21 protein-coding genes are annotated in these 17,810 nt (G+C 34.5%); 3 read left to right on the plus strand and 18 right to left on the minus strand.

Annotated elements, in window-relative coordinates; translation table 11 throughout:
• Window positions 1–66: 66 nt before the first annotated feature.
• The gene (gene rplJ / locus Q4Q16_RS04730; protein ID WP_303346570.1) at window positions 67–549 is read right to left on the minus strand and encodes a 50S ribosomal protein L16; all 483 of its coding nucleotides are present in this window, start codon (window positions 547–549) and stop codon (window positions 67–69) included.
• 205 nt (window positions 550–754) lie between these two features.
• On the opposite strand from rplJ, the gene Q4Q16_RS04735 reads away from it, so the two are divergent.
• Together Q4Q16_RS04735 and Q4Q16_RS04740 are read left to right on the plus strand one after the other, a co-directional pair.
• Window positions 755–982: a KEOPS complex subunit Pcc1 gene (locus Q4Q16_RS04735; protein ID WP_303346571.1), complete on the plus strand. Its 228-nt coding sequence runs from the start codon at window positions 755–757 to the stop codon at window positions 980–982.
• A 236-nt stretch (window positions 983–1,218) separates the two neighbouring features.
• A complete protein-coding gene (locus tag Q4Q16_RS04740; protein WP_303346572.1) occupies window positions 1,219–2,259 on the plus strand; it encodes a hypothetical protein in 1,041 nt (346 codons plus the stop codon).
• On the opposite strand, the gene Q4Q16_RS04745 is transcribed toward Q4Q16_RS04740, so the two are convergent.
• Complete coding sequence (locus Q4Q16_RS04745) at window positions 2,245–3,333, minus strand: nucleotidyltransferase family protein (RefSeq protein ID WP_303346573.1); 1,089 nt, start codon at window positions 3,331–3,333, stop codon at window positions 2,245–2,247. The genes Q4Q16_RS04740 and Q4Q16_RS04745 overlap by 15 nt on opposite strands.
• A gap of 89 nt (window positions 3,334–3,422) precedes the next feature.
• Between Q4Q16_RS04745 and Q4Q16_RS04750 the strand changes: the two genes are divergently transcribed.
• Entirely contained in the window at window positions 3,423–4,676 is a 1,254-nt protein-coding gene (locus Q4Q16_RS04750) for a dihydroorotase family protein (RefSeq protein ID WP_303346574.1), read from the plus strand.
• Window positions 4,677–4,724: 48 nt separating this feature from the next.
• Here the strand turns inward: Q4Q16_RS04750 and Q4Q16_RS04755 are convergent, their stop codons facing one another.
• The 16 genes from Q4Q16_RS04755 to mtrD form a co-directional block, all read right to left on the minus strand.
• Window positions 4,725–5,960: a 4Fe-4S binding protein gene (locus tag Q4Q16_RS04755; protein WP_303346575.1), complete on the minus strand. Its 1,236-nt coding sequence runs from the start codon at window positions 5,958–5,960 to the stop codon at window positions 4,725–4,727.
• Between the two features lie 18 nt (window positions 5,961–5,978).
• On the minus strand, window positions 5,979–7,406 hold the full coding sequence (locus Q4Q16_RS04760; protein ID WP_303346576.1) for a Ni/Fe hydrogenase subunit alpha: 1,428 nt from the start codon (window positions 7,404–7,406) through the stop codon (window positions 5,979–5,981).
• Window position 7,407: 1 nt separating this feature from the next.
• Window positions 7,408–8,334: a F420-nonreducing hydrogenase gene (locus Q4Q16_RS04765; RefSeq protein WP_303346577.1), complete on the minus strand. Its 927-nt coding sequence runs from the start codon at window positions 8,332–8,334 to the stop codon at window positions 7,408–7,410.
• A gap of 15 nt (window positions 8,335–8,349) precedes the next feature.
• A complete protein-coding gene (locus Q4Q16_RS04770; protein WP_303346578.1) occupies window positions 8,350–8,775 on the minus strand; it encodes a hydrogenase iron-sulfur subunit in 426 nt (141 codons plus the stop codon).
• 314 nt (window positions 8,776–9,089) lie between these two features.
• Window positions 9,090–10,340: a SufD family Fe-S cluster assembly protein gene (locus Q4Q16_RS04775; protein WP_303346579.1), complete on the minus strand. Its 1,251-nt coding sequence runs from the start codon at window positions 10,338–10,340 to the stop codon at window positions 9,090–9,092.
• Window positions 10,309–11,064, minus strand: coding sequence for an ABC transporter ATP-binding protein (locus tag Q4Q16_RS04780; protein WP_303346580.1), 756 nt, complete (start codon window positions 11,062–11,064; stop codon window positions 10,309–10,311). Before Q4Q16_RS04780 ends, Q4Q16_RS04775 begins: the two co-directional genes overlap by 32 nt.
• A gap of 142 nt (window positions 11,065–11,206) precedes the next feature.
• Window positions 11,207–11,473 (minus strand): PRC-barrel domain-containing protein, encoded by a 267-nt coding sequence (locus Q4Q16_RS04785; RefSeq protein ID WP_303346581.1) that lies wholly within the window; start codon window positions 11,471–11,473, stop codon window positions 11,207–11,209.
• Between the two features lie 55 nt (window positions 11,474–11,528).
• Entirely contained in the window at window positions 11,529–12,137 is a 609-nt protein-coding gene (locus Q4Q16_RS04790; RefSeq protein ID WP_303346582.1) for an NTP transferase domain-containing protein, read from the minus strand.
• 16 nt (window positions 12,138–12,153) lie between these two features.
• Entirely contained in the window at window positions 12,154–13,623 is a 1,470-nt protein-coding gene (locus Q4Q16_RS04795; protein WP_303346583.1) for a methanogenesis marker 14 protein, read from the minus strand.
• 179 nt (window positions 13,624–13,802) lie between these two features.
• On the minus strand, window positions 13,803–14,735 hold the full coding sequence (mtrH, locus tag Q4Q16_RS04800) for a tetrahydromethanopterin S-methyltransferase subunit H (RefSeq protein WP_303346584.1): 933 nt from the start codon (window positions 14,733–14,735) through the stop codon (window positions 13,803–13,805).
• A gap of 13 nt (window positions 14,736–14,748) precedes the next feature.
• A complete protein-coding gene (gene mtrG / locus Q4Q16_RS04805; RefSeq protein ID WP_303346585.1) occupies window positions 14,749–14,988 on the minus strand; it encodes a tetrahydromethanopterin S-methyltransferase subunit MtrG in 240 nt (79 codons plus the stop codon).
• Window positions 14,989–14,998: 10 nt separating this feature from the next.
• A complete protein-coding gene (locus Q4Q16_RS04810; RefSeq protein ID WP_303346586.1) occupies window positions 14,999–15,205 on the minus strand; it encodes a tetrahydromethanopterin S-methyltransferase subunit F in 207 nt (68 codons plus the stop codon).
• Between the two features lie 12 nt (window positions 15,206–15,217).
• Window positions 15,218–15,934, minus strand: coding sequence for a tetrahydromethanopterin S-methyltransferase subunit A (gene mtrA, locus Q4Q16_RS04815; RefSeq protein ID WP_303346587.1), 717 nt, complete (start codon window positions 15,932–15,934; stop codon window positions 15,218–15,220).
• Window positions 15,935–16,264 carry a tetrahydromethanopterin S-methyltransferase subunit B gene (locus tag Q4Q16_RS04820; RefSeq protein WP_303346588.1) on the minus strand — a complete coding sequence of 110 codons (330 nt, stop codon included), beginning with the start codon at window positions 16,262–16,264 and terminating at the stop codon, window positions 15,935–15,937.
• A gap of 17 nt (window positions 16,265–16,281) precedes the next feature.
• Complete coding sequence (mtrC, locus tag Q4Q16_RS04825) at window positions 16,282–17,097, minus strand: tetrahydromethanopterin S-methyltransferase subunit MtrC (protein ID WP_303346589.1); 816 nt, start codon at window positions 17,095–17,097, stop codon at window positions 16,282–16,284.
• On the minus strand, window positions 17,098–17,799 hold the full coding sequence (gene mtrD, locus Q4Q16_RS04830; protein ID WP_303346590.1) for a tetrahydromethanopterin S-methyltransferase subunit D: 702 nt from the start codon (window positions 17,797–17,799) through the stop codon (window positions 17,098–17,100).
• Window positions 17,800–17,810 lie beyond the last annotated feature (11 nt).

The following is a 17,810-nucleotide window of genomic DNA, read 5'->3' on the forward strand; positions in this document are numbered from 1 at the left end:
ATTTTTAATAATTAAAAATGACACTATAAAAAATTTTAAAAAAAGTAAAAAATTTAGTTAAAAAATCTATTTAACTAAATCTGCGCCTTTGTCAACAACTATTTTACATGGAACTGGTATTTTCATACCTGCTCTTTTTAATGCAACTTTAGCTTGTTCAAAGTTTTTAGCGTGACAATCAATAGTAACAATTCTTTGATCTTTTTTAACAATAGCTTCAACACTAACAGGTTTACCAAAAGCATTTCTCATACCACTTTGTACCCTATCTGCACCTGCACCAGTTGCCATCGGGTTTTCCCTTACAATTTGGTGAGGGTAAACTCTTAATTTTAAGTGGTAACCCATTCTACCAGCAGCCCTTTGCATTAATCTGTTAGAAGCAATCCTTGCAGCTTCCAAAGAGTTGTGTCTAATTTGAGTTGGTTTTTTAACAGCTAAACTTACAGATACTGGGAATTCATCTTTTAAATTACCCATATCATATTGTACAATTCTTGAATTTGGGGTTTTTCTAATATAATCTCTTCTTGTATAAGCACGAACCATTATAATTCCTCCGAAATAAAACATAACATGATAAACATGTTTTAATTAAAAATAGCTATGATATATTCAAATCCATAATAGCTATATAAAATTATATATCGTGATAGATAGAATACTTAAATATATTAATTAAGTTATTAATAAATGTTACCATAATATAAAAAAAATCTTTTAAAAAAAAGATTAATAAAAATAAAGTGAAAAAATGAAAATAAAAGGAAAAATACATTTAAATTATAAAGACAGCGAATCTGCAAAATTAGTGTTTGATTCCTTAGAAATAGATAATGAAAATTATTTAAAATCCGAATTAAAAGAAAATGAAATAATTTATAAAATCAATAGCAAAACCTTAGGTAGTTTCTTATCAACTGCTGATGATCTTATTGCATCTGAAATTGTTGTTGAAAAAATATTGGGCGAAACACAATAAACTTCCAAATAATCAATATGCCACCAAATACCATCAAACCAGAAACAAAACAGCCAATACTCCATTTTTATAATGCCTATGACTTTAACAGGCACGCATCCTAATTTTATTATAATTCTGGTCAAAGAAGTTGACTGTTAGATAATTATGATATAAAAAGTTTTATATAAATAAAAAAAAATATATTAATTATTAGATTAGTTCAATTTAATAATTCATTTATGAGAGTGTAATTTATGGAATGTTATTATCATCCTGGAGAAGAAAGTGAATGGAATTGTGCCATATGTAACAAATCCGTTTGTAAAGAATGCGGTTTAGAGATTGCGGGAAAAGTCTATTGTAAAGACTGTTTGGAAAAAATCATTGGATTGAATATTGAAAACAAAACAGAAGACAGTAAAGAAAATGCAATTGTAACAGAACCTCAAGAAGTAAATGCACAGACAGATGATTTAATATATCAACCAGCAGATGAGAAAGAAGATTTCGAAATACCTTACTCCCATCAGGAAGAGGTTTCCTCAATCGAATATGAGGGAATTAATGACAACTCACCATACAACATAAAAAACATTGATACAAGCAGTCTGGAATCCTCCTATTTAAATGACATGGACCAGCCAATTGTCGCTCAAGATGAATTAAATAAATTACCGGAACAAGAATTATATCAAAAAATGGAAAATGATAATGACTTCATTTACCCTGACCATTCCTATGAACCGCAAAAAACAAGTGCAAGATTAGAATTGGAAGACAAATATGAAAAATATCTTGAAGACTTGTATTTTGATGAAAATGAGGTTCCATTAGGAGAGCAACTAGCGAAAGATGAAGCCCAATACGGATCTTTAACCAGGAAAGAATATGCTCCTAGAGAAAAGATGCCGCATGATGAAATAACATCCATCCCAAAAGGACTGGAATCCGAGACTCCTGAAGAAATGGAAGCTAGAATCCGTGCTGAACTCTTAAAAGAACAGGAATTAATGACAAGTGATGACAGCAGCAATAAAAGCCTCCTCAATTTAAAAGGCAGGAAGCCTAAAAAAGAGAACAGGAACATTCACAATATAAATTATAAAGATGAAAAAGAACAGATGGGCATTGTGGACATTATATTAACAATAATACTTGTTATTGTAATTTTGATTGTTGTATACTACATAATATACTTGTTTTTATTAAATTCAAGTTACCCTACATTTATGGATGCAATCTTTGCACTTAGAAATCCGCAAAATGTTATTAATGCTCTTTTAACCCCTAAATAATGAAATATTTTCATTATTTACTTTTTTTATAAATTTTTCCAATACTTCATTATTTTTATATCCCAATATTCTGATATTTGATGGGTATTTATCAATATATCGGGAAATATCTTTTTTCGAAATAGAATTTTCCAGAATACTCAATATTCTTTGACGAAAGTGTGATGAAAATCCATGCAGTATGAATTTTTCCAATTCTTCCAGATTATCATACGGCCCATTGTCAAGGATATTTTTAGCCAGTTTATCATTAAATAGATTCAAATCAGACAGTTCTTTAAAATCAAATGCATTAGCAGTGTTTAAAATAGAATCCTCATCCCTAATCCCATAAATTATAGAATCATTTTTGATTTCTCTTTTTAAAACTTCAATTGTTTTTGAAGGCATCATGTCTAAAACATTATCAAAATCATCATTTAATATGCTTTCACGAATTAAAGTTCCGCTTACCCCTTCAATTCGCTTAACGAAAATGAATTTATTTGAATAATCAAAACCTATTTTGCTTAAAGAATTGGCAAATGAAGTTATCACATAATTATCCTCTTCAAGTTTATCTTTGAGAACAATTTCATTTGTTGTCTTATCGACAATTTTATAGGGTTTTGGAGCAATATGATGACCCAAATTTATTCTTTTCAATATTTCATCAAACCCTTCTTTTGGTTTGTATCCTCGGGGAATATAATCAGTGTTTAATGCTTTAAACATCTTACAAAGACATAAAGAATATTGGCCAGACCCCATGATTCCCATAGGAGGACCCTCCACAACAACATCTGCCCCAACAGAAATTGCAATTTCCGCCCTATTTTCTCTTGGCAATATATATGGAATTCCCCTACCACTTCTTTCAAATAATCCTGGCACAATAGCTACAAATAATGAATCAGGAAACATGTGTTTTGCAGTTTTCATGCAATGAAAATGACCATTATGCAAAGGATTATACTCGGTAAAATCTGCTATCAAATTAATATCTGAAGTAGTATCCGAAACTTCAAAATCCATATTCAAATCATTGAAAAATAATTCCTTATCTCTTTTGAGAATATCTAAAACTTGGGACATAATCTTAAATATAATTTTAAAATTAAAAAAAGTTATGATTTAAAAATATTAACAAACAAACATTAAAGTATAGGAATAGGTGATTGAAAATGGATTTTGTAATTAAAAATTGCAGGTTAGTCAATAAGTTTGGAGAATATCACATTAAGGTGGAAAATGGTAAAATAACCAAAATATCAAAAACACCCATTAAATCTGATGAAATAATTGACATTGAAGACAATTATATAATGCCCGGCTTTATTGACCCTCATGTTCATTTTAGAGATCCGGGACTAACACAAAAGGAAGATTTTAAAACAGGAAGTTTAAGTGCTGCAAATGGAGGATTTGCAACTGTAATAGACATGCCCAATACACTTCCAAAAACAAACACCTATAAAACACTTAAAGAAAAAATTGAAATTGCAAAAAAGAAATCCTTTGTTAATTTTGAACTTCAGGCCGGAACAAACAACCTCGAGGAAATGGAAAAAATGATGGAACTGCATCCGATTGCATTTAAAGTATTTATGGATTTGCAAAGCGATGAAAGTTTAGAAAAAATATTCAGTGATTTGTCAACTCTAAGAACAACAACCGAATATAACGGCCTTGTTGCTGTACATTGTGAAAAGAAAGATATCGTTGAAAGTAAAACCACAAAATTAAAAGAAAAATCTGAAAACAAGCCAATTGACTATTCTTATGCAAGACCATCTGAAAGTGAAGATGAATCTGTCAGACAGGCAATAGAACTTGCAAGAAAAAATAATTTAAGACTGCACGTCTGCCATTTAAGTTCAGTCAGATCATTAGAAATGGTAAAAAATACAGGCAATATGGAAATATCATGGGAATTTACACCTCACCATTTACTGCTCGACAATTCATCATACAACACATATGGAACGTTTATAAAAACCAATCCGCCTCTAAGGCCTGAAAATGAAAGTGTGAGGATAAAAGATTTGGATGAAAATTCGATTATTGGTACTGACCATGCTCCTCATACCCTTGAAGATAAAACAAAAGGAGTTTGGAACTCATCACCAGGAATACCTAATTTAGAAACAGTTGTTCCATTGATTTTAACTGAAGTGAACAAAGGAAACGTTAATTTAAACATGTTGCCCCACATCTTTTCATCAAACATCGCCAAAATCTTCGGCCTTAAGAATAAAGGCGAAATAGCTATTGGAAAAGATGCTGATTTTACAGTAATAAACCTAAAACAGGAAGGTCAATTTAACATTGATGAATTTAAAACAAAAGCAGAATATTCTCCATTTGATGGTTGGACTTATACAGGACAGCCAGTAATGACAATAGCCAATGGAAAAGTAGTAATGAACAAATTATAAACTAATTTTAAAAAAAAGAAAAAAAATAAGGTGTGCGTGTTATCACACCTATTTATAGCATAACGCATCTTCAGGACATGCTTCAAGACATTGACCACATAAGGTACAGAATCCTGCAATAGGTAATTTAGGATTTTCTGTTTTATGAATCATGTCGTAAGGACATGCCTCGATACAGTCACCACATTGATCACATTTAGATGGGTTGAAAGCAATCCTATCTCTAGCAACAGGTGTGCCATCAATCATTACTTCATATTGTTCGACTTTTAATGAGTCGTTAGGACAAACAGAAGCACAGGCACCACATCTAATACAGCTAGTGAAAGATGGTTCGGCATCGGTTTCGACTAAAGATGGGCAAGACATACCAGTTTTGGTAACTACGCGAATTGCTTCAGTAGGACATTTGTTAGCACATGCACCAATGAAGTCACATTTTTCCACATCTCTGCCAATACCTTCAGCATCTACAGGTGAACCTTCACCCCATTCAATATCAATATCTAATGCATCAACAGGACAAAGTTTTACACACAAACCACATGCAGCACATACACTAGGAATAGCTACAGTTAAAGTAGCATTATTGGCGACAATGAAGTCACCAGGACATGCTTCTACACAAGTGTTACATCCAATACATTTAGCTGAATCAAAAGTGAATGATTTAATTTCTTTTGAACGTTTGATAGGTTTTTTCTCAGAAATGAAAATTGCATTCCATGGACATGTTTGTGAACATAATCCGCATTTAATACAATCGTCACTTACAGTAACAGGACTTCCTATTTCATCAAGAGTGATAGCGCCTACAGGACAAGGTTCTACACAAGATCCACATCCTACACAATCAGCGATATAAACTGGACCTTTACCTTTGAGGTCAAGGTCATATTCAGCAGGTTCTTTAACGCCAGGAATACCAATTACATCAACAGGGCAAATGTCAACACATTTTTGACACATTACACAAAAACCTTCAACTTCTTTTAATTTTGCACCAGTGACTTTAATAGTTTCTTGTGGGCAAACTTCTTCACATTTGCCACAGGAATCACATAATACAGAGTTAAATATTAATCTTGCTTGGGAAATGCCATCAGCAATTTCGTATTCTTCTACTTTCAATGCTCCGTTAGGGCAAACATCTGCACATTTAGGTTCTTCACCACAAGTGTCACAATGCACAATAGCGTTAGGTGTTACTTCAATAGCTGAAGTAGGACAAGTACCTTCACAAGCCCCACATTTGATACAGCCATCTTCGTTAAATACAATCATTTATGAACCCCCTTAAACTTAGAATTTTTTAATGAGGTTTCCTTCACTGTCTACAATATCTACTTCAGCTAATCTCATTTGACTATCCATTGAGTGAGTAGCACAAGATAAACATGGGTCGTAAGCTCTGATAACCATTTCCATTAAGTTAAAGATTTTATCATCAACTTCTACGCCAGGTTTGATGTAATCTTTAGCAACTTGATGAATACCCATTTCCATAGCTGGGTTGTTTTGAATAGTAGCAACAACAATGTTAGCTTTAGTGGTTAAACCATTGTCATCAGATTCATAATGGTGGATTAAAGTACCACGAGGAGCTTCAACAATACCTACACCGCTACCTTCAGTTCTTTCCAATTCATCTGGGAATTTTTGACCGGATAAATCTTCTTCTAATGCAGCAGCAGCACATTCAGCAGATGCTAATAATTCAATGAGTCTAGCATAGTTGAATAATAATGGTGCTTGAGCATATCCAAATGCGTCACGGAAAGCTTTAAGAGCTTCTTGAGCAAGAGGTGCTTCTTTAGGCATTTGATCACAAACGTTAATCCTGGATAATGGAGCTACTCTGTAGATACCTTCAGGGTAACCTAATTCTTTAATGTATGGGAATTTTAACCAGGAGTAAGGTTTTACGTGTTCAGCAACAATGTCAGTGTACTCTTCATTTCTGTATTCTAAAAGGTCACTTCCGTCTTTGTCTCTGAATCTTACATTACCGTTATATACATCCCAAGTTCCGTCAGGTTTTACAATACCACAGTGTCTGGTATCACCAAAGTTACCTAAGGATGAGATTAAGTCAATGTTTTCTTCAAATACTGGAATAGCTAAATCTAAAGTAGCTTGAGCTAATTCAACATTTTCTTTTGCTCTGTTGAGTAAATCTTTTTGAGTGTCATCATCTAATTCGGTAGAAATACCACCAGGAGTGGAAGAAGTTGGGTGAATTGGACGACCACCAATTTTTCTAACAATTTCTAAACCGTTTCTTCTGATGTTAATAGCTTGAAGAGCTAATTCAGGCATATCTTTAATAACTTGGAAAACATTTCTAGTTTTTCTGGTTCCGTTAGGAATAATTAAATCCGGTGCAGCTAAGAAGTAGAAATGAAGTGCGTGGGAGTGCATGTATGAACCCCAGTTCATTATTTCTCTCATTCTGTATGCAGCAGGTAAAATTTCGTAATCATCAAAACCGAAAATTTGGTCAACTGCTTTTGCTGCTGCTAAGTGGTGTTGTACATCACAGATACCACAGATTCTTGGTACGATTCTTGCTAATTCTTCTACAGGACGACCTTGTAAGAACTTTTCGAATCCTCTGAATTCCATAACGTGTAATCTTGTTTCTTCAACGTTACCAGCATCATCGAGATGCACAGTAATTTTAGCGTGTCCTTCAATACGAGTAACAGGCTCCATAGTAAGTTTAACCATATTATTCTCCTCCTTTCTGCATTTTTATAGGTACTAAAGCTGCAGGTAATGTGTAAGTGTAGAAAGTACCTACAATATCATCTAATTGATCAGCTACAGTTTCAGGATCAACGGTTTTATCTTCTTGTACACCGTAGTCAGATGCAATTGCACTGATCATTTTTGCTCCTTGATCTAATACTTTAGCAGTAGGACCGTAACATCCTCTACATTGGATACCAATAGAAGGACATTCTGCTCCACATAAGGACACTGTTGCAGGACCCATACAGATTAAACCTTGACTAATTAAACATAAATCAGGTTCAGGAGCACCAATTTCAAATTGTCTTTTAATGAAATCCATAGCTAAACCAGCAGGTGGTTTTTCTCTAGGACATACTTCACAAAGGTTAGTGGAAGGTAATTCAATTGTTTCTCCTTTTAATAATGTTAAAACAGCTTCTGCTACAACATCTGAACGAGGTGGACAACCTGGAATCATTAAATCGATATCCATAGTTTCACCAATAGGTCTTACTCTGCTTTCGAGATGTGGTACATCTTCGTGTGGAATAACACCATCAGGGTTTACAGTAGATACTGAGTTAATATATGCTTCTTCTTCTAATTCTTCAACAGTCCATAAGTTTCCAAGACCTGGAATACCACCGTAACATGAACAAGTTCCGTAAGCAATTACCATGTTAGATTTTTCATTTAACATTTCAGATAATTCTCTGTTTTCATCGTTTCTGATTCCACCTTCAACAATGATAATGTCTAAATCAGGCACTTCATCATACTTAGTATCCATGAGCACAGGAGAGAATTCGAAATCAGCGAATTCCATAACATCAATTAAAGATTCGTGGAAATCTGCAATGGATAAGTGACAACCGGAACATCCACCAAACCACATAGTTCCTATTTTAACTTTATCTGCCATATTCATTCCTCCAATTTATCCTTCAGCATTTAATTGTTTATTCAATGGAGCTGGACCTAATTCTTTGATTCTGTTAACCATCATTTTAACAGATTCTGAGAATTTTTCACCTTCGGATGCAGAAATCCAGTCGTGGTGAAGTCTTTCTTTTCCAATTCCCATATCATCAACTAATTTATAAATTAATCTCATTCTACGATCTAATTTGTAATTACCAGCATCATAGTGGCAGTCACCCATGTGACATCCAGCTACAAATACACCGTCAGCACCTTCTTTAAATGCTTTTAAAACAAATTGTGGGTCAATTCTTCCAGAACACATTACACGAATAACTCTAATATTCGGTGGGTATTGCATCCTTGCAGTACCTGCTGTGTCTGCTCCTCCATAGGAACACCAGTTGCAACAAAACATTACAATTTTTATATCATCAGCCATAGAGTTTCTCCTCCTCTATAAATATTTCTCCAATTTAGAAAAACTTTCATCTTCCCAAATCAATTTTAAACTTTTTTAAAAAATTTTAAAATCTTTTTTTAAGGAATACCATTTACGCATACCTTAAAAACACAAATTCTGTACGTAATGAGCTAGCTCAGCAATACATTATGTACTGATTAATATATTACATTTATAATTAATATAAAGGTTACTTAGAAAATAAAGTCAAAAAGTTTATATACTATAAAACGAGATTTTAGGAAAGTAAATTTTACCCGATAAAACAAAAAAAGAAAAAAAAATAGATGGAATTACATTCCATCAAGACTCATATCAATCATTGCTTGAGTTTGAGCGGCCAATTCGTCAGGAAGACCGGAAATATCAATGTTTAAAAATCCTCTAACAATCATGGATTCAGCTTCTTCCTCAGGAATTCCACGGGAAGTTAAATAATTAATTTCCTCTTCAGAAATTTTACCAACAGCCGCTTCGTGAGATAAATCCAGGTTAGTGGAACTTGCTTCCAATTCTGGAACAGCATAAATCAGGCTGTCATCAGATAAAACTAACCCGTGACATTCCAAGTGTCCTTTAACATTAGGAACTGAACCTGAGAGATGTCCTCTGGAATATATTTTGGATTCATCCTGGGCAACAGCTCTTGAGATAACCTCTCCTCTGGAACCTTCACCATTCAATAAAACCCGAGATCCAACATCAATAATGGAATCCTTCTTACCTCCTTGGATACTTTGGAAAATAGCACGGGAATTTTTACCATCACAATAAGCTGTAGGATAAGATTGAATAGTGCTTACAGGACTTGTTAAAATATAGTTATTAATATAAGTTGAATTATCGGCTAATTTAATACCTGTTCTTGGACGTACTTCCACCTGTTCTGCCCAGTTGTGAACCATTGTAAAAGTAATTTTAGAACCCGGTTTTAGATACATCTCAGAAACACCAACATGCATTGCTGATGAGATATCATCACCGGTAGCGCAACCGGTAATCAAATGCAGTTCTGAATTTTCCTCTGCAATAATTACATTATGGGCAGTTTGCATAATATCAGCATCGCTAATAAACATGCATGCCTGAACAGGCATTACTTCTTTAGTGCCCGGAAGTGATCTGACAAAATAACCGCTAGTTACACCGTCTTCTTTTTCCCTTAATGCAGTTTGAGCAGTGTATTTATCTGCATCAGGTTTAACAACCTTCCAAAGATAATCTTCCAACCAGTTATATTTTTCTAATGCAACACCCATATTCATTACTTCAATTGAATCAGAAATTGAGTTGTTAGTAAAAATGTTGCTCTGATCGACTTGTAAAAATGAGCCTGACCTGTTTTTTTCTTCAGAGTCCACACCAACTTTCAATAAATCTTTTTTTGTCTGATTATTCAAATCATCCAAATCGTCAATCATATCTAAAGCGTTAACAGTTTCATTAGTGAAATTTTCAATAGTGATATCTGCTCCAAGAGCTGCTTTTTTATTTACTGCCCTTTCAGCATCTTCATAAACATTGCGCACATTCAACACATCCATTAAAACCATTTTTTCTAATATCTTCAAGAATTTCGTTAGGATTTCCAGAACAGGAAATTATCCCATCTATTAAAACATGCGCCTTATCTGCACTAACGAAATTTAAAATATAACCTAAATGAGTAATTAAAAGTCCACTTCTTTTTCTCATACGTTGTGGTTTATCTTTATCTAATAAAGTTCCGATTTCTGAAGCCAATAACTCCACATTCTCAATATCCACACCGGAATCCGGTTCATCAAACATGGTAAAGTCAGGCATTTGAGCAAGCAACTGTAAAATTTCAGAACGTTTTACTTCACCACCGGAAAATCCTAAATTAACATCTCTGCTTAAAAATTTATCATTAAACTTGAGCTGATCAGCGTATTTTCTCATTCTTGGATTCAAATCCTCTTTAACATCCTGATTAGATATAATTTTCAATAAATCTCCAACAGAAACCCCTCTGATAGATGGAGGAGTCTGAAAACTAACACCAATACCTAATTTAACTCTTTCAGCAGTGGTTAATTCGGTTATGTCCTGACCTTTAAATTTAATAGAACCTTCAACAACATCATATTGCGGAAAACCTAAAATAGTTAAGAACAGTGTACTTTTACCGGCCCCATTTGGACCTAAAAGAACATGAGTTTCGCCTTCGGGGATAGAAAGATTAACTCCTTTTAAAACTCTATTCCCAGCTACTTCAACAGCCAAATTTTCTATTTCAAGTAACATATAATCACCTTCAGTAAACAAAATTATTTCCTTTATAACAATATAAGTTTAATTTATTATATATAAATAGTTAACACATGACATATAATAGTACATCGAAAAAAGAAAAATAAGAATAAAAATAAAAAAAGAATAACTGAAATTATTCAGTTACAATAATAAATTCACCAACTTTTTCAACTTTAGCGAAAGGAACTAACAATATATCACCATTTCTTTTAGCTCCTTTAACATGAATATTACGGTCACTTTCAACTCTGATTGCAATATCCACGATTTTACCAGTTTTTTCATTAATAATCAATTCATCAAGAACACCAAGAATACGGGCATTGTTAGTAGCCACCTGATAGTTTTTGATTTCACTCCATAATTTTTCTTCTCTTCTAGGAATTTGTTTATTTTCCATCAAATCACCTGATAAAAATTAAATTCAAATATATAAATATATAATTTCATTATATTTAAATATAATATTCATTGTATAATTTTTCAGCTATTTTACCATCAAACAGAGTATTAATATTTAACGCCAATTCTACTTTTGAAAGAACAATTTGATTTTCGTCCTGAATTGTATTAACGCTTCTCAGCACATTTAAACCAGATGGAACATTGCCGTCAAACTCATAAGAATAATCAAGACCCAAATTTTCAAAAATTTCAACAGGAACTAAAACCGATAAAGCATCTTTATCAGAATTCAAATAGTAATCCAAAACATAATCAATAGTCTCAGCAGAAATGAATGGCAAATCAGCATTAATAAAAAGCAAAATGTCTTTTTTGGATTTCTTTTCAAAAAAATCTAAAATATAGGACAAATCCGTGAGATAATCTTTGCCTGACGTATCTAAAATTTGAAAATCACCATTTAAGGATTCCAAATAATCCGAAGTTTTGGGAGTATTTGGACTAACAGAAATAACTACTTTATCGATTAATTTAGAATCACTTAAATTGTCGAGCACGTATTTAATCAAAGGTTTATCATGTAATTTGAAAAGAGGTTTTTCGCAGGAAACATCAAGTCTAGTTCCCCTACCTCCAGCCATCAAAATTGCATAAATCATGACAAACCACATTAATTTAAGCGAATTTACCGCCAGCCATTTTCATACGGTCTTTAAGAATGCATCTGGAACCCTGTTTACCGCCAATAGGAACTTTTGGAGTGCCCATTGAATTCATACAACGAGCCATGATTGCAGAACCTAAAGCAAGACCGTCTTCAACAAAAACAACATTTTCAAATTTATCCTGAACAGCCTCTAAAATAAGTTGAGGTTTGCGTCCGGTAATACCTGCCCTTCCGGTAATTCCCAATGCAGAACCTGGAATAATAACATTTTCTTCAAATGCAACATCCAATAATCTTGAAACAATATTGGCACTTACATAATCCAAAGTGGAAAGTAAAGTTGGAAGACCATCCTCATCATAAAACTGCGCACCCAATTCTGTTAACTCATCTAACTTATCTCCATTAACTCCAACATCACATCCAATTAACACTGTACCTGCTTTTTCTGCAGCTTCTGAATTTAATGGAACGGTTCCGAACCTGTCAACACCTTTAGGAACTTTAGAAATATTAATCAATTTATGCGCTTCCAATGCATTAGCTTGAGCTTTTTTATGTTTGGCTTTTTTGATAGCTTTATCTGAATATAAATCTAAGGCAGCACCGTTTTTCTTATCAATCAGACCTGTTCCCTTAGCTATTGAATCACTAACAACACCTGCCAAACCTAAGAAATTACCAATAGTTTTAGCATAAGGTTCATTATCATTAACAATACGTCCTGCCAATGTGGAACCAAAATCAAGGGAAACACAAGGATTTCTATAATCCACATCAGTCCATTTAGCTCCCAATTTAATACCTGCAGTAACCAATTCCCCTTCCATTTCATTTGCAACAGCTTCTTTACCTTCTGGAGGAACTACACTTACAACAGCCCCATCAAACAGAATATTTTCCAGAAGAGAATGCTTTTGAAGTCTTTCAGGAAGCTGTGAAATACTCATTGCAGGTGACATTTTACGAGGAGGAATATCCGCTTCAAGACATCCATCAGCTAAAGCAATGATAAGCTGACCTGCTTCTTCGGCAGTAGCAAAACCTGCAGTAACACCAGTTGATCTTACAACAAAATCCAAATCTTCATCTTTATCAACATTACATTTTCTTAAAGATTCTAAAACAGTATCCTTAACTAATTCTGTTACAGCTTCTTTAGAAAGTTCAATACCCCAAACAGTTTTACCAAATACTTCTTCTGAAGGCTTAGGCGGTCTGATATCCCTTGTCATTTTAACCGTTTTATTAAGCAAATAAGATTCGCTGGTATTTAAATTTGTTGCCATGACAATACATTTAGTGGTAGTGTTACCTAATTCAACAGAAGCAGTGACATAAAAAGTATCAGGTTTTTTAACAGTGCCCGGACTTGCAGGACCTGCGAGCTGAGCAGTTAATGTGCCTAAATTACCCTCTCTTGACTTAGCAATAACAGGTTTAGGACCTTTGTTAAAAATTTTACTTAAAAAAGACATTTTATAACCTCAATAATAATTAAGTAATAATATCTTTTTATAATAATATAAATTTTTTTAAAATAAGTTAGAATAAAAGTTTATTTTTTAAAAAAAATGTTCTCAAAAATAGTTAGAATAATAAAAAAATAGAAAAATGGATTAGATGAAATTAATCATCTAATCAGACCCTTTTAGTTCTATAATAAATTGTTAATAGGGTGTTCTTCGATAGGTTCAGTACCAATTTCTTTTGCTGCTTCAGCAATCATGATGTCTGCCATACCACAAGCAGGGAAAGCAAGTCTTGAGTTTTCAATTGGTCCGAAAAGTACGAAGTCTCCACCAGCCATTTGTTGAACAATGTTAGAACCGATATCACAAACAGGCCATGCTTCTTTGTGATCTTTTTTGTATGCTCTTAACCAGTCCCATGCAGATGGAACGTTGTGAATACCAGATCCTACTGGGTAACCCCATTTGGATTTAACAGCAAAGGAAGTTCTTACAGCAGGTCCTGCACCTTGACCTAATGGAGTAACTGCTACATCCATGAACGGTTTAGTAATTCCACATTCATCAGCCATTTCGAGAATACCTTGGTCGATTACATCTCCACCATTTTCCCAAATTTCGATTTTACCAGCTACACCAGGTTTCATTGGGTTGAAACCTAAGAGAATAGATGCATCAATGTCGGAGTTTTTAACAGCTTCAATTTCAGCAGGTTCTGCTGCCATACTTAAAGAGTTGTAAACAGCTCTTTCAGTTAATCCAACTTCTTGCACATATTCTACACCTGCAATTTTAGCAGCAGCCGCAGTTGAATCTATAAGGAAAGGTTTGTCACAGATGTCACCAACAAATTCTAAGTATTTTACCATAGCTTCTGGAGTAGCACCGAATGTTTGTACAACACAAGGGTTTCCAGTTACATCGGACATTTCTTCCATTACTTTAATTCTATCTTCAGCAGCATCTTTATCAAAGATACCAGCTTTTTCATCACTAATAATATTGTGTCCACCGTAGAAAATAGTTCCTGCTAAAACTGTAGGGTATTCACCTGGTTGGCCCCCCATTTTCATACCAGCAATATCAACTACGAGTTGTTCTTTATCAAATCTAAACATAAGTATAATCCTCCTATAATAAGGTAGATAACATTGCAGCTACGCCAAATTTAATAGCTACAACCAAAATAATTAATCCAAGTATAATACCGTATAAAATACCAACATCCCTACCGGTTTGCTGGCCTAAACGTTGATAGTATTCCCCAACAGTGAAATCAACTTTTTCTTCTGCATCATCTAATTTAGCAACGACACTATTGAATTCCTCTGAGGTAACCATTACTTGAGGTATTGAATTTTCTTCACTCATAATAACACCTCTATAATCCTGCTGCTTTTGCAATGAAAGGAATAATTACGATTAAAAGTAATGCTATGCAAGTACCGATAGCAAATCCTTTAAATCTGGTTGCGAGTAAACCAGCGAATAATTTACCTTCTCTTGCAAGGAGTTTTGAACTGTATTCAGCATCATCAGCTGCAGTTTTCATTCCGCCTATATTTGGTTTATTTGAAATTTGTACCATAATTAATCCTCCTTAGAACATCAAGAATAAAACTCCAATGATTAAAGTAAAAGCCAACCCGATCATTATACCTTGAACTTTACCAGCATAATTACCAGCCATATTTCTTTGAATAGCTCCAACCATATCAATTTTGGTGTTGATATCTCTGATTCTTGCTTCGATGAGACCAGTTTCAGCGGAAACAACTCTAATTGCTTCTCCTTCATCTTCATCCCCGTCGTCATCGTCAACAGAAATAATCATAGCTTCTTCTTCAAAAGCACCTGGATCTTTTTCTACACATTCATTAATTTTTGATTGAATTGCTCCGATATCTTCAGTGTCGATTAAATCGATGATTTCTAATTGTTGTTGGAATCTTTCAACACCCTCGAGTGGAACATTTTCTACGAAAGGAATAGCACCGGTTGCTCCGATGATTTTCTTTTTATCAGGGTCAGCACCGTTTTCATATAAAGCCTGGAAACTTTGACCAGTGATGTGACCTTGCACTTCAGCACCAGCTAATATTAAGAAACGAATATTAGGATTTGAAATAATATTTGCAACAACTTTTTCTATTCCTAAGTTTTCTGTTTTACATGGACCTGCAATAGCTGCTCCAGAAAGGTCAGCTTCAATGTGAGAAGCCAATGTTGTTACTGCAACAGGACTTTCAGGATCACCTACAATGTAATCCCCACTAATAACCGGCCAGCCATCTGCAGGAGCTTTTTTATCAGCCATCTATAAAACCCCCATTGCGGTTAAGATTGGTAATGCAGCAAATATAATGAATGATGCTAATAAGAAACCATACACAATGTTTGTAAGTAATCCGGCAACGACAAAAGAACCTTCCCTTCCAGGGTAAGATCCCACAGGACTTGTGTAAGGGTCTAAAGAAGCCATTAATTCATCAGCAGCCAATTCGACTTTTGCCACTTGTTCGTTTACTTCATCCATAGATAGGAGAACAACTCCTGAACCTAAAGATGATCCGATAACCCCAGTTATAGGGTCATATGCGAAATTCATTTCAGGTACGACTTGTACCATAGGTAACATTTGAGCCATATTTTATTCCTCCAAATCTAATTTTCAACTTTAGGCCATAATCCAGCCCATTTGGTTGATGCTGCGTCATTCATTGAAGCTAATACAAATGCTCTAAATGAAATAATCCAACCTATTAAACCAACGATGAATACAACAAACCAACCTAATCCACCAGTAGTGATAGACATAAGACCAGTAACAGTCATTGCTAAAAATGCAGTGGATACTGCACATTTAAGAGTTCTTACTTGATCTTCGTTAGGTCCTAAACATGCGTTGAATGGGTGTTGGATAGCCATAGTACACATAATAAATAATACAGCAATAAAACCAGTTGCAACAACATTTTCATAAATAGCAGCCATTTCGTAACTACCAGTAATTGCAGCAGAGAAACCTAAAACAGATAAAGCAGCAGCACCAGCAATTTCAATGGTACACTGAAGCATAATAGGGATTTTCATACCTACAATTTTAGTAGCAATAATAGCAATAATAGCACCAATAATAACAGCAACTAATAAAGTTGCGATAGGTCCGATTAAAGCAATGTTTAAAATAGTAGCTAAACTAATACCTGCAAGAGCTGCAATAACCCCAACAGATAAAGACATATAACCGATAGATGGCACACCAGTACCTAAACCGTAACTTGCTACTCTACGAATAGCATCTGCTCCCCAGACGATAGCACATACAGCACCAAGACCACCAAATAATGATCCGAGAACATCACCTAAGAAACCGGTTAAATAAATACCGAGTAATCCACCAACAACACCTAAAATTAATAAATGCACTGAGCTAACTGCACCTGCAGCTGCACCATCTGCACTTCCACCAGCAGACATTTAGATACCTCCAGTTAAAATAATACAAAAGATTGCTACAACGATAGATGCGATTGCACATGCAAGAGCACCAGTTCCAATTCTTTTGAATTTCGGATCGTGCATACCTTCAATAGTACCTCCGATGTTATAGGAAGCAATTACCGCGTTGATGAAGAAAACACCTACACCAATAATAGCTGCTAAACCGACACTGATAGCAGGGTCAGTTACGAAAGTACTTTCAGTAATAGCAGTGTTGATACCATAGTATACTAATCCACCACCAAAACCACCAAGAAGTCCACCAATAAGACCACTTATGAATGAAGTAACTGGTACACCGTGACCTTCAGTACCAGGGGTTTTGTATGCTTCTTGATTACGTTTAGTAATCCAGTCAACAGGCACTTTGGATGCTGCAGGAACTACACCTACACCAAATATGTAGATTAAGTTAGCAATGAACATGGTAATACCCATCATAATCATAGCACCTATTGCTCCACCAATACCAATTATATAGAATGGTTGACCGGTCATAGTTGCAGCAGTAATAAGACCTGTCAAACCTGCACCAGCAGCTAACATAGCAGTACCGGTACCTACACCAGTAGCTGTAGCCATAGCTGCAGGAGCTCCTCCTACAGGAATAAAGTGCACACCTGCACCAATCATAATACCGCCTATTGCGATGAATAAAATTAAACTAATTGGATCCATAATCGAAACCT

The sequence above is a fragment of the Methanobrevibacter sp. genome (assembly GCF_030539875.1).
GTDB lineage: Archaea > Methanobacteriota > Methanobacteria > Methanobacteriales > Methanobacteriaceae > Methanocatella.